The sequence below is a fragment of the Thiomicrorhabdus hydrogeniphila genome (assembly GCF_054656895.1).
Window position 1 is genome coordinate 2,109,342 of record NZ_BAAHXL010000001.1, and the last position, 14,011, is coordinate 2,123,352.

Below are 14,011 nucleotides of genomic sequence, written 5' to 3' on the forward strand. Positions count from 1 at the left end.
TAAAAACAAAAACGCCCTGATGGTTTATCAAGGCGTTATTCATATTTTATGCGCGGTAGACTTTAAGCCGCTTCTAGGCCAGCCATGGTTTTATTTGCCCAAGAGTTGGCGCCCATATAAGCAGAAGAAACCATCATAATATCAATGCCGCTCCCTTCCATATCGGCGTTACCTTGTTCTAGAGATCGAATAATATATAAGGCTTTTCCCATATCGCCAGAATGATCAACAAGTGCAATTTTAACTTCTGATGATAAAGGCAATTGTTCAACAATATCAACCATAGAGGCTTTTAAAAAGGCATTGAGGGTTGAAAACATACCGGTCATAAAGTAACGGTCTTTATCTGCATCTTTATGCTGTTTATCCGCCAAGTATTCCATAAATTTGGCTCTAACTAACGCGGTAATTAAAAGCTCTTTTGGCACATCGTTGGCTTCTGATAAAACCATCATATTTACCCAAAACTTTAAACGTTTTAACCCCATAAAATTTACAGCATCTTTTAACGTTTCAACAACCTGTGGAATATGGTTACTTGGATGGTTAATGGCACTTAACAACTTATGCGTTAACCCAACGTCAGAGCCAATTGTTTGTACAATTTTATCAAATTCAATATCCGGATTATTTACTTCAGCTAAAAGTTTAAGCATAGCTAATTTACTGCCCGATAATTCTTTTTGGCCTGAAATAACGGGATTAGTAAAAAAATACCCCTGATACCAAGAAGCATTGGCTTTGGCATATTCTAAAAATTGTTCTTCGGTTTCTATACCTGTAATAACGGTATTCACTTGTTGAATAGTTAAAGCACTGACAATGGTTTTTATTTCTTCTACGCTATAGATACTTGCATCTAACTTTACCGTTTTAGCAATAGAAATTAATTTTTTGTAAGTATCGCTGTTTTCATAACCTAACACGGCAACCTTAACGCCTGCTTTAATCATCTCTTTTAACGATTCCAAAACCGTTTTATTATGCAAAACGGACTGGTCAATCTCGACCGTTAAAAAAGATAAATCCTCTACTTTAGGTAAATAATCTAAGGATAAAACCTCTATTGGCGCTCTATAAAAAATAGGTTTATTCGCTGTTAACGCTTCCATACCATCTTGCTTTGCAATATCTTCACAAAAAGCCTTCATAACACTTTTCCATTCAACCTGATCTGGGGCAATACCATTCACAATTTCAAGTGATAAATGATATCCATACAGTGCGTGTTTGGCATCTAGAATGGGTTGTTTATTTAAGAAAAGTTTTGCTTGCATAGAGTGCTTCCCGTTTATAACGATATTTGACTATTTTGTATTGTTTTTATTGCTTTTAAATCTCTTTTTAAGAGCCCTAAAGTAAATAAGTTATTAGCCCATTATAGGAATATTATTAAAAAGAAATAGTACCAATCCTAAAAAAGTAATAAGAATAACTTACTTAATTGATTTAGAATCATAAAAATCAACAACATACCTCTGCAAATGATTCTACAAATGATTTTTATACTGAAATTTTCTCATTTATACTATGTCAATGACAGATAAAAGCCCAAACAATAAACAGCATTTTTGCATTAAAAATGATATCGAGCAGACCGCATTAGAGTTATTGTTTAATTCAACAGGCCTAGCAAAACAAGCTCTTAAACAATATGCACAACAAGGTGCTGTTTGGGTTACTCGCAACACAAAAAGTAAACCAGAACGTTTACGTCGTTTAAAAAAAATGCTTTTACCAGGCCAGGTAATAGACTTTTATTACTATCCAGACCTATTAAATGAACAGCCAGCCATACCTACTTTAATAGCGGATTTTATAGAGTATTCTGTTTGGTTAAAACCTAGAGGTATGTTGTCTCAAGGCTCAAAGTGGGCAGACCATACGGCTTTATATCGTTGGGTAGAACAAAATTACCAACCCGAGGTAAATGGCAAAAAACAAATTCGCCAGGCCTGGATTGTGCATCGTTTAGACCGAGCCACTCAAGGCATAATGCTATTGGCTCACAGCAAAAAAATGGCGGCTAAATTAAGCCAGCTTTTTGAAACAAATCAAATCCATAAAAGTTATCAAGCCAATGTTTGCGGACAATATCCTAAAGAGATACAAACCATTGACCTGGCGATTGATGGCAAAACAGCCATTAGTTATATTGTGCAACTACGCTATGAGAAACAACGTGATATATCACGAGTACACATTGATATAGAAACGGGTCGCAAACATCAAATTCGTCGCCATCTTTCGGAAACGGGTTTTCCTATTATTGGTGATCGATTGTATGGCAATGAAAAACAAGACAAACAATTTGATTGTCGTCCCAACTTACAATTAACCGCCTATAAACTCAACTTTGATTGCCCAATCACAGGAGAAGCTAAAATGTTTAGACTTGAGGAACCTCAACTTGATCTACTCAGTGCTCATTAACCAGGCCTGGTAAAATGCAAAGAACCATTACACTGCCCATTAAAGGGACTTTTTATTACAGTGCTTATGACGCAATGCAAGAAGGTTTATTAACTAAAAACACTATTCTCTCTTTGAAACCAGAACCCGACAATGGCTTTGATAAAAATGCTATGCAAATTTGGTTGCCCGTCAATTCCGATAAAACTTACGATAAAACTCACGCTAATCAACTTGGTTTATTATTAGGCTATGTGCCTAAAAGCCTTTCTGCAAAAATTAGCCATTTATACTCTCATCATTTGATTTCAGAAATACATATAGTGCATTACGCTCAACTAGGTAAACGCATAGAGATTGATTACCAAATATTAATTAACCAGGCCTGGTTACCCTATGTATGGCTCTTTATTCAAAGTAAAATTATTGCAAAAATTTATTCATTAAAACGTACTAAAGAACGCTTGTTTGGACATCACTCTTAACAAGAATAACTGAATAGCAATAACTCAACGGCCAAAAATATTGATACAATCGTATGCAACTTGAATCGACCTAAATTGAATCGACCGAACTTGAATCAATCTTTTGCACCTATCACTCAAAGACTCACTATGACAGAACAAAACCTACAACACTGCGCTGAACAACTAAACCTATCTGAAGACTATCAAGTTCTTAATAAACTGGTAGCCAAAACAGAATTTAATGCCAATGCACCAGAACAAACCCACAAGGTTTGTATTATTGATACTGAAACAACTGGCCTGGATACAGATGTCTGCGAGATTATTGAATTGGGTTACCAAATTATTGAATTTGACTCCAACGGTAATTTTTACAAAGTTTTAAGCGCGCAAAACTTTTTAAATGAGCCAAAAGGTGAAATTAGTGCCGAAGTTACTGAAGTAACGGGTTTAACCATGGATGATGTTAAAGGCCATAAAATACCCTGGGATGTGGTTGAAGCAGAAATAAGCCAAGTACAACTTTGTGTAGCACACAACGCTGGCTTTGACCGCCCTGTTGTAGAACGTTATAGCGATGTATTTATTAATAAAATTTGGGGCTGTTCAGTTGCACAAATTGATTGGATGAAAGAAGCGCATGTAGGCTCAAGAAGCCAAGAATTTTTATGCTGGAAAGTGGGGCAATTCTTTTACGGAGCGCACCGTGCTTTAGACGATGTTCAAGCATTAACGCAACTTTTATCCTGCAAAATATCTGAAAATAAAGTACCTGCTTTTAGTTTTTTATTAAGTGCGGTTAGAGAAAGTAAATCATTTATTAAAGCGACTGGTGCGCCATTTGAAATTAAAGATGATTTACGCAACCGTCGTTATCGCTGGAATGCCAGTGAGCGCGTATGGCAAAAAGTATTGGATGATTCAAAACTACAAGATGAATTGGCTTGGCTAATAGAGCATAAAACCCCAAACCCTACGGTAATTAAGCTTAAAGCCACCGATAGTTTTTCTATTAGAGCGCGTTAAGTTGATGACTTACTCCTTAATTTAAAAATGTAAAAACGCTTTAACATTACGCTTAAATTAAGCCTTTTAACTTTTTATACCATTTTGTCTATAACACGAGCAGAGGTCTTAAATAAATTCCCTTACAAATAAACGGGTTAACAATAACAAACACCTACCCTTAAAAATTTTTGGTATTATTGAGTAAGCAGTACTGAATAAGCAAGGTTTAAAGATAATACACATAGACTAACAAGGGTTATATAAGAATTATGTTTAGACAAAATGTTACGCCAACAAACTGGTTAAACAAGCAGAGTTGTGACGAAAAAGGTTATTGCTTTCATCAACTAGACTCTTCTGAACATATTATTGATATTAACCAGGCCTGGTTAACCTTAACAGGCTATAAAGCAAAGGATGTTATAGGCAAGTCTATTCATGAATTTATCACACCATCATCTGAACTTCTGCCTCAGCAATTAACATCACCCCCTAGCAAGATTAAAAAATCTAACAGCGTCTGTTTTAGCCTAAAACGCCAGAACCAAGAAATAACAAACGTTGTGTTATTTTCAGCGCCTGAATACACCCAAACACATCAATTTATTGGCACCCAAGCGTGCTTTGCACCTTTTGAATTTTTTGCCCAAAATAAACAGCACTTTTTAGATTTATTAAGTGATATGAATGAACAACAAAGTGTGCTGAGAGAACATTCTCATTATTTAGGCGATATTCTTAATGCCCTAGACAGTTTTGTTATGGCTTTTAAGGGCCAAAAATTAATTAGTGTTAACCAGCCTGTTTTACGCTTTTTTGCTTGCGATTCACTTATTGAAGTTATTGAAACAATGCCTACTCACGTCTACCAAGAACTGACAAGTTGGCAACAAGAAGCCGAAAATAACCAAACCCAAGATGATATAGATTTTGTACACATTAAATCACCCGTAACTCAGGAAATACATCATTTTGATGTCTCACATTTTATCATTGAAAATGATCCCAGTAATTGCATTACTGTTTTAACGGATGTAACCGAGAAACTTAAAATTAAAGCGCAATTTAATTCTGAAAAAGAGCTCTCTTCAGAATACTTAAATATTGCCAAAATCATGATTTTAGCTCTCGATTTACAAGGTAATGTCACTCAAATTAACAGAGCGGGTTGTGAATTATTAGGCTATCCCAGAAATAAAATTATCGGCAAAAACTGGTTTGATGAGTTTATTCCTGAAAAACAAAAAACGGCTATGCTTGGTTACTTTAATGAGTTAATTGAGGGCGATGACCAAACTCATTTTAACAATGAAAACCTCATTGTGACTAAAGAGGGTGCACAACGTTTAGTTTCGTCTAATAACACGGTGCTAAGAAATGCGGCTGGCGAGATTATTGGTTCACTCTCATCGGCTGAAGACATTACCGACTTAAAACAATCACAAGAAGAGTTAGCATTTTTAGCACATCACGATGTGCTAACAGGTCTTGATAACCGAAATTCGCTACAACAACGTATTTTACAAGCTATCAAAAAATCACAACGCTCCAAGAACTGTTTTGCCTTGTGTTTTATTGATTTAGATAATTTTAAATTTATTAACGACAGTTATGGCCATAAGGCGGGTGATGAGCTTTTAATTGCTGTATCGAAACTCATTAAAAAAACCGTACGAGACAGTGATGCCGTTGCCCGTTTTGGCGGTGATGAATTTGTTATTTTGCTCGAAGACATTGAACATAATTCAGAAGTGTCACTAATTGCAGACAAACTACTTAAGGCATTTAGTAACCCAATTCATTTTGATTCACATAATTTAGTAATCACCATCAGCATGGGGGTTAGTGTTTACCCACAAGATGCTACAACACTTGATTTATTGCTCAAAAATGCCGATATCGCTATGTATGAAGCCAAACGCAAAGGTAAGAATCGTTACGCTTTATATAATAAACAAATGGCCTCTGATGCAATTAATAGAGCCACAACTATTCAAGAACTAACCAAAGCAATTACCGATGGGCATATTGGTGTTTACTATCAGCCCATCATTAATCAAATAACGCAAAAGCCAGTGGGTATTGAAGCCCTTGCCCGATGGCATCATCCTAGTCGAGGGTTAACACTACCCGATGAATTTATTCCTATTGCTGAAGAAGCTGGCTTAATTATTCCATTAGGTGAACAAATTCTTTGCCAGGCCTGTAATGATATTGCAGCACTTCATGATGATGGGTTATTTGATGGCTATGTTTCTGTCAATGTTTCTGGCGAACAAATTGAGCACAGTAAGTTCTATAAAATGCTCAAAAACACTTTAAAAGAAACCAATATCAAGCCTTCTATGTTAGAAATTGAAATCACAGAATCAGTGGTTATGAGTAATCCAGAACAATGGAACACCCTCTTTGATCAGCTAAAATCTATTGGTTTAAAAATAGCCATTGATGACTTTGGTACAGGCTTTTCATCGTTATCTCAGTTAAGTCAATTATCGTTAGATAAATTAAAAATAGATAAATCGTTTATTCACCGATTGGACAATGATGAAAAAGCACGAACGGTGGCTCAAGCCATTATTAGCTTATCTCATAGCATGAATATGACAAGCATTGCCGAAGGGGTTGAAACCGAAGCTCAAAAAGCCTTTTTAAATCAACAAAATTGTGACGTCGTCCAAGGTTTTTTATTTGCCAAGCCCATGAATTTAACTGAACTAAAAGAGTGGTTTTTAGACTATAAAAAGCACTCTATTTAAGATTAAAAAACACCCATTTTAGGTATGATTGTGATGAAGAGTCATGCTAAAAATCATTTATAATTTGCGTGTTTTTTTCTGTCTGCTATATACTGATAAAACCTTTACTAAAAACCTAAAACTCGGCGAAAGTCAAAAAACCATAAACGAATAAAAATGGTTACGTTTTTATGTAAACTTCTGCAAATATTCAGCACAAAGCCGTGATGATTCTCAATAACCCTGTCGGTTAGCCACTTCAAACTATCTTAATAAAATCTAATCAATCATAAAATGCTAAACCGCTACATTATGCCTATTGTCGGCACAGTGCTAGTAAGGCTAAAGCCTATTTAATCAAAGAGAAAGAAGCATGATCACAACAAATAATTTAGGCCCATTGTATGTATTAAAAGTAACAGGTGAACATGGCTTAATATTTAAAACCAAACACCCTTCACCAGAGTATTTGCGCACCATGGGAGAAGAGCTTCTTAACTGGCCTAAAAGTCATTATCTTAAATATGAAGTACACACCAGCGACCACTCAAATTTAGAGATGACACAGGGAGAAATATTACTTCACCCTACTTTTGATTAATTTTTTAACTTCTAATTAATTTTTTAACTTCTAATTAATTTTTTAACTTCTAAAGATACCTTTTACAACACGTTATTTTGCGGTAATTAAAAACACTTTAGAAACCCCTTCACCTCTATAATCTGAAGCGGCTTGCCAACCTTGTTTCGTTTTTAAAATGAGCTGAACATCTCCCATATAATTATTCTTTTTTAACGAATACCCCATTTTTTGTAACGACTCTTTTACCAGGCCTGGTAAATCTGGATTATAAGCAATTTGATTTTTAGGCAGTAATTGATGATGCACTCTTGGCGCATCTACCGCTTGCTGAGCATTCATGCCCTCTTCAGCCACATTAATAATGGTTTGAAAAACAGAAGTTATAATGGTTGAACCACCCGGTGATCCTACGACCATATTCACTTGATTATCTTTCAGTACAATGGTGGGCGACATTGAAGATAGCATACGTTTTTCAGGTGCTACCGCATTGGCTATGCCACCCACAACGCCAAACACATTGGCCACACCCGGTTTGGTGCTAAAGTCGTCCATTTCATCATTCATTAAAAAGCCTGCGCCTTGCACCACAACGCCACTGCCAAATGGCATATTAAGTGTATAGGTATTTGAAACCGCATTACCGTTACCATCCACAATACTAAAATGCGTGGTTTCTGGGCTTTCAATTTTACCTGGCTTCATTTTTTCTGATACTGAAATAGCATCAAACAATACACCTTGACTGCGGTGTGTCGTATAAGCATCAGAAATTAATTTTTGAATAGGCACATCTATAAAATCAGAATCGCCTAAATAAAAGGCTCTATCGGCGTAAACTCGCTTTTCTAACTCAGCATAAAAGTGCGCTTTAACGGCCATAGCGGGCTCACCCTTTTTGGTCGCTTGTTGCAATGCTTTAACCAACTTAGGTTTTAATTCAGCCTGCATTTTAAGCAACTGAACAATGGCAATACCCCCTGAGCTTGGCGGTGGCGCAGAAACGATCTCATAACCTTGCCAGTTGGCTTTTACAGGCTGTCGCCATTTGGCTTGATAATGCGCTAAATCATCTAATGTAATTAAGCCATCTTCGCGCTGCATTTGCTTCACTAAAAGTTGTGCCGTTTGGCCTTTATAAAAATCATCTGCACCCACCATTGCTATACGTTCTAGTGTTTTGGCCAATTCTGGCTGTTTTAAGGTTTGTCCGGTTTTTAAGCCTGAAAAGTAAGCCTTAAAATTTAATGAAACATTTGATTTATCCGCAATCCATTTTTGAAACCACTGTGAACGAGATTCTAATTGTGGCGACACCTCAAAACCTTGTTTAGCATACTGAATAGCTGGTTGTAAAAGCTGTTGCCACGGCAAGGTACCAAAACGTTTATGCGCTTGCCAAAACCCCATTACGGTGCCTGGCACGCCAGAAGCTTGGTAACCCACTAAAGATTTGTAAGGAATAACTTGTTGATTGTTATCCAAGTACATATTTTGAGTAGCGGCTTTAGGCGCTTTTTCACGATAATCTAAAAAATAGGCTTTCTGACTGTGATTATGTTTATCTTTATGATCATCAAGGCTAGGCGCATATAAAGTCATAAAACCTCCGCCCCCCAAATTGCCCGCCTCTGGGTAAGTAACCGCTAAGACAAAAGCCGCCGCTACAGCAGCATCAACCGCATTACCGCCTTTTTGCAAAATTTGTTGAGCAGTTTTGGCACTGTATTTATCGGGCATGGCCACGGCCGCTTGTTTATTACCGTTAATGCTGCTGTTATGACTGTCTTCTGCCGCAAAGACCGACGTGGCGATAAATGGATTGATTAGAGTAAAACTAGCAAACAAAACAATCCACGTCGTACGCTGTGTTTGACCTTTTAAATAAGACATAATCATCCTTAATGAATTTGAGTCGGTTTTATAAATTAATATGTAAAAGTTTTAACTTAATCTGACACTGCATAAAAGTTGAGAAGCCTTTTTAATCTAATGACTTTGCCTTAATATTTTTTATCAGGCTTCCCGTTACTCTTTTTACTTGCCTAAAAAGAGTAACCAGAAAAAAGGCACCCCGCTCCATAAATGGGCAAGTTCTAAGCTGTTCACTGACAATCTCGCAACTTGCTGAGAAGCTCAGCTTCGGACAGTCGAGATTGTTTAACCGTTCTCTACGCTAAGAACTCTGCTCCATTTATTCCAAGGGGAATTTGAGTATTTGCCGAAGCATTTACTAAAAAGCAAAACTTAATTATGGCTTTTAACTTGAAAATAACAATACTTCTAATAAAAATGACTAGTTACTCATGTACTTTCAGTCACTTCTAATTTTGACAATTAATACGAGGTATTGGCGCATTCATAGTGGCCGCAATAGCCAACACTAACTCTTTTTCAATCGCATTAACATGGCCGTCATATTCAATTGACAGCACTAATGATTCAATAATTTTTTGTTTAAGTGGCTCTGAGCAATAAAGTAATTTTTCTACCGCTAACTGAAACATGGCCTGTTGTTTATCATCCACTTCTATACGTTGTAGGTTAGGTAAACCAATGTGTTTAATCGCTTTGGCAAAAGCGTAATCCATGGTGATTTGCTCATTGTGTTTTGAGCCATTTTCTTCTTTGTCATGTGGTGTATTGTGACCGTAATACACCACGGAAGAGAATACCATTTGCAGTTCCATAGCCACTTGTTGCGCTTTTTTATAACGTACTTTATTGGCGCTTTTTAAACCAAAATTAACATCAAGATAGCGGCCAACTAACTGAAATACACTCTGTTCAAAAATAGTTTGTTGGCCATCCCAATCCATTACAGATTGCATAAAACCTTTAAACTCAATATATTGTGTTTTTGATAAAGACTTTAAAGCGGGCATTGCCAACTCAACTAAAGGTAATTTATTGACTAATTTTGTCGATTTTAATAATTGAATTTGTTGTTTGACCAAACCGTCCAAACCTTTGGCGTTGCTGTCTTTAAGTAAAGAAGACCAATCTATTTTAGGCACTAAATCCTGATTATCTTTATCCGTAAGATTATCTTCGCCTTGATCTTCTTCAATCGCCAAAATGGCCAAAATTAACGCCATGGCTTCCATTGGATCTTGCGCTTTTTCAACCAGCTTACTTAATGTATTTTGAGATGATTCGCTTAAGTGGTCGACCATAACACCCGCTGCCATTAACATCGCTAATGGTTGCGGTAAACTTTCTTGCAAACGCTCCAAACTCGTTTGGCTATTATTGGCAGAATCCGTTGGAGTCTCTATGGGGCTTGGTGGTGGCAAAGCTTTAAGAAAAGCACCATCCCAACTGGGTTCTATGCGTTGAATACGCAGTTCAATAGGAGGATGCGTGGCAAATAAAAATGCTAAACGGGCATTAAAAGCTTGGCCAAAAAACATGTGAGCGACATCATTGACATCGGTATTTTTTAAACGAGAGGTTTGCGCCCCGCCACCAATGACTTTTAAGGCGTCTGCAATGGTGGTTGGATCACGGGTAAATTGCACCGAAGAAGCATCCGCCAAAAACTCACGTTGTCGGCTTACTGCACCTTGAATCATATTGCCAAATAGAATCCCAAACCAACCAATAATACGTAAAGCAATGCCAACCAAAATAATGGCGCCATTTCCCTTACCTTTACGTGAAGAACCACGGCGGCTGGTGGAACTTAAAATACGACCGAGTAATGAGATAAACTCAATACCATACAGCAACATAATAATACGCAGATTTAAACGCATATCGCCATTTAAAATATGGCTAAATTCATGACCAACCACACCTTGTAGTTGCGCACGTGTTAATTTATCAATACAACCTTGTGTTAGACCAATTACCGCATCTTGTGGGGTTTGCCCTGCGGCAAAAGCATTAATGGCGTTTTCTTTTCGCAAAATAAAAACTTCAGGAACCGGCATACCAGAAGCAATGGCCATCTCCTCAACCACATTTAGCGCTTTACGTTCATTTAACACATGGCTATTAGATGATAATCGCACACCGCCAAGTGAGGCAGCAATCACCGCTCCCCCATTCGATAAATGACGTGCTTTCATAATGGAACTTATTAACGCACCACTTAGAATAAACGCACCAACCCATAAAAAAGTAGGCAAATTGCGTTCATTATAAATACTATCCCAAAAGTGATTAAGGTGAATGGTTTGCCCCGTAAACATCGGCACAATAAACATTAACACCACGGTACTTAAAAAGGTTAATGCAATTAACACCAGTATATAAAGTAACACTAAATACTTGGTTTTCTTTTTGGCGTTTTCTTGAGCAGAATAAAAGTTCATAAGAATTTAATTACAGTAAGAGATTAGCCAAGCTAAATTGGCATTAATAACTAACCAATAAAGCATGACTATTTTAAATTTACCAGGCCTGGTATACCCTTTATTATTTTTTTGGCGCAAGGTTAAGGCACAAAAATATAACATTGAATATTCAGGCTGGTTACTTAATAAGCTGATTTTTAAAACTGTACTTTAGGTGCTTGCAAAATAGCTTCACGGTCTTCAAATTCAAGCACTTTAGCGTCAACGGGGTGACCAAACATGGCGGCAAATACCGTTTGTGGAAAGCTTTGGCGATAAGTGTTGTAGCCCATCACCGCATCATTAAATGCCTGGCGAGCAAAGGCGACTTTGTTTTCTGTGCTGGTTAATTCTTCAGTAAGTTGCATCATGTTTTGATTGGTTTTTAAATCAGGATACGCTTCCATTACCATATTAAAACGAGACATAGCCCCACTTAAAACACCTTCGGCCTGCGACAATTGCCCCATAACACCTGCGTCACCCGGGTTAGCTGCCGCCGCTTTTAATATAGTGGCTGCTTCATTACGTGCAGCAACAACGGCTTCTAAAGTTTCTCTTTCATGCGCCATCGCTTTTTTGGCGACTTCTATTAAATTTGGAATAAGATCGTAACGGCGTTTAAGTTGTACATCAATTTGTGCAAACGCATTTTCAAATCTGTTTTTAAGTGCAACGAGTTGGTTAAAAATATTAATTAAATAGAGAATCGTTATTACGACTATCGCTAAAAAAATGATCATTCCTGTGCCCACTATAAACTCCTAACTATCTAATTCTTTGATGCTATTTTGCCGATAAAAACGGCTTTTTATTTATTTAACCATGAAATGATTAAAACATTATGACTTAGTTATTTTACACGTTTCATAAAATACAAAACACAAAGAATTATCTAAGCCTTTTTCCCGAGCAAAGACCCAGATAAAAATAGAAGCACACGCGATTTTATAATAAAAATGTTTAGATTTTAGGTTAAAGAAAACGCATAATATTCGCTATCAAACAGGGTTTTGGCCAAAATTGGATAATAAAAATTGGATAATAATAGATAATTACCATAGTTGTTATACGTTTATCGACTCGAGCAAAGGTTTCATATGTTAATCTAAGAAAAATGAACTTAACAAAGTAGTGGGTAACTCAATTTAAACGAAAGAATCTTCATGCTTTTTTAACGATTAAATTTTTATCTTTGCTTGATTATGATTAAAATGGAACTAATTTACAGTTTATTAAAAACGCATGGTTTACGGCAAACGGACTAGCAAAACAAAGGATACAAATATGTTTACTTTTTTACTTAAAAAAACAGCCATCATTACTTTAGCAGTAACAAGCTTAACCTTGTTTAGTGCAACAAGTTATGCCGATGATGAGTTTACCGATTCTGAACCTCAAATGACGCAAGATGTTAACGATGCTGAATTTGCACAAACACTTGAAGCATTTCATCAAGCTCCACAATCCGCTGCTTTTTTTGATAATTCTTATGGTTATGCTGTTTTTCCAACCATTGGTAAAGTAGGTTTTGTTATTGGTGGTGCTTATGGTAAAGGCCGTGTTTTTGAACATGGTCGCTATACGGGTGATACGGAAATGACTCAGGCAACCATTGGTTTTCAATTAGGTGGCCAAGCATTTAGCCAAATTATCTTTTTCCAAGACCAGCGTGCTTATGATGAATTTACCAGTGGTAACTTTGAGTTTGGTGCACAAGCTTCAGCAATTGTTATTACCGCTGGCGCAAATGCAGAGGCCTCTACTAAAGGGACATCCGCTTCAGCAAATGCGGGCGAAAGCTATGTAAAAGCAGACGGTCAATACTATAAAGGTATGGCGGTATTTAGTTTAGCTAAAGGTGGTTTAATGTATGAGTTAACATTGGGTGGTCAAAAATATAATTTTTATCCTAACTGAGACCTTTGCACGAGTGTAACTACATTTAAAAATGGCTAAAAAACTTTTAAAATTAAAAAGCCGTTTAACAGATTTGTTAAACGGCTTTTTTGCTTTTGGTAATTTTGGTTTACACTATCTCTCAAAGGTAAGTTCAATTTCAATAACAAAACAGGTGAAAGCTAATTTATGGATATATTAGGCTGGTTAAATGATTCTCTTCTACACGTTTCAAGTTGGTTAAAAGGCAATTTATACCAAATTGTTCTCTCTATGGTTGCTACCATTTTAGTGATTTATGGTAATAACATAATGAATATACTCAAACAGCAAATTGGCAGTTTAAAGTTATTTTTAAGAATCACTTTATTCGTGGTATTTTGCGCCTTTGGTTTTAGCTTTATCACCTCAATTGCCGCGCCATTTTTAAGTAGCTTTTTAGCAAAATCAGATCCACTTTATTTACCTTTCATTATTGTGTTTATCTATTACGGTTTAGGCTTTTTAGCACAGAAAAAAGGCATGATTTAAGCAAATTTAAAAACAAAAAAAGCCATTTACCAG

At 36.5% G+C, this 14,011-nt stretch carries 11 protein-coding genes; 7 read left to right on the forward strand and 4 right to left on the reverse strand.

All coding sequences use genetic code 11. The features are described 5' to 3' along the window. Nucleotides 1-62: 62 nt before the first annotated feature. A complete protein-coding gene (locus tag ACYQ0E_RS09540; protein WP_460187997.1) occupies nucleotides 63-1,277 on the reverse strand; it encodes an EAL and HDOD domain-containing protein in 1,215 nt (404 codons plus the stop codon). A gap of 259 nt (nucleotides 1,278-1,536) precedes the next feature. Between ACYQ0E_RS09540 and ACYQ0E_RS09545 the strand changes: the two genes are divergently transcribed. The 5 genes from ACYQ0E_RS09545 to ACYQ0E_RS09565 all read left to right on the forward strand — a co-directional run bounded on the left by ACYQ0E_RS09545 (nucleotide 1,537) and on the right by ACYQ0E_RS09565 (nucleotide 7,226). Next, complete coding sequence (locus tag ACYQ0E_RS09545; RefSeq protein WP_460187998.1) at nucleotides 1,537-2,433, forward strand: RluA family pseudouridine synthase; 897 nt, start codon at nucleotides 1,537-1,539, stop codon at nucleotides 2,431-2,433. Nucleotides 2,434-2,447: 14 nt separating this feature from the next. Further along, nucleotides 2,448-2,897, forward strand: a complete 450-nt coding sequence (locus ACYQ0E_RS09550) for an HIRAN domain-containing protein (protein ID WP_460187999.1) — start codon at nucleotides 2,448-2,450, stop codon at nucleotides 2,895-2,897. 129 nt (nucleotides 2,898-3,026) lie between these two features. Continuing rightward, entirely contained in the window at nucleotides 3,027-3,905 is an 879-nt protein-coding gene (locus ACYQ0E_RS09555; RefSeq protein ID WP_460188000.1) for a 3'-5' exonuclease, read from the forward strand. A gap of 251 nt (nucleotides 3,906-4,156) precedes the next feature. Next, on the forward strand, nucleotides 4,157-6,646 hold the full coding sequence (locus ACYQ0E_RS09560; RefSeq protein WP_460188001.1) for an EAL domain-containing protein: 2,490 nt from the start codon (nucleotides 4,157-4,159) through the stop codon (nucleotides 6,644-6,646). Nucleotides 6,647-6,998: 352 nt separating this feature from the next. Further along, a complete protein-coding gene (locus tag ACYQ0E_RS09565; RefSeq protein ID WP_460188002.1) occupies nucleotides 6,999-7,226 on the forward strand; it encodes a hypothetical protein in 228 nt (75 codons plus the stop codon). Nucleotides 7,227-7,298: 72 nt separating this feature from the next. On the opposite strand, the gene ggt is transcribed toward ACYQ0E_RS09565, so the two are convergent. From ggt to ACYQ0E_RS09580, 3 genes are all read right to left on the reverse strand, one after another. Further along, nucleotides 7,299-9,101, reverse strand: a complete 1,803-nt coding sequence (gene ggt, locus ACYQ0E_RS09570) for a gamma-glutamyltransferase (RefSeq protein ID WP_460188003.1) — start codon at nucleotides 9,099-9,101, stop codon at nucleotides 7,299-7,301. Between the two features lie 431 nt (nucleotides 9,102-9,532). Then, a complete protein-coding gene (locus ACYQ0E_RS09575; protein ID WP_460188004.1) occupies nucleotides 9,533-11,527 on the reverse strand; it encodes a M48 family metallopeptidase in 1,995 nt (664 codons plus the stop codon). 179 nt (nucleotides 11,528-11,706) lie between these two features. Further along, nucleotides 11,707-12,303, reverse strand: coding sequence for a LemA family protein (locus tag ACYQ0E_RS09580; RefSeq protein ID WP_460188005.1), 597 nt, complete (start codon nucleotides 12,301-12,303; stop codon nucleotides 11,707-11,709). A 532-nt stretch (nucleotides 12,304-12,835) separates the two neighbouring features. Here ACYQ0E_RS09580 and ACYQ0E_RS09585 point away from each other — a divergent pair. After that, nucleotides 12,836-13,468, forward strand: a complete 633-nt coding sequence (locus tag ACYQ0E_RS09585; protein WP_460188006.1) for a lipid-binding SYLF domain-containing protein — start codon at nucleotides 12,836-12,838, stop codon at nucleotides 13,466-13,468. Nucleotides 13,469-13,636: 168 nt separating this feature from the next. Beyond that, the gene (locus tag ACYQ0E_RS09590; protein WP_460188007.1) at nucleotides 13,637-13,978 is read left to right on the forward strand and encodes a DUF3392 family protein; all 342 of its coding nucleotides are present in this window, start codon (nucleotides 13,637-13,639) and stop codon (nucleotides 13,976-13,978) included. Nucleotides 13,979-14,011 lie beyond the last annotated feature (33 nt).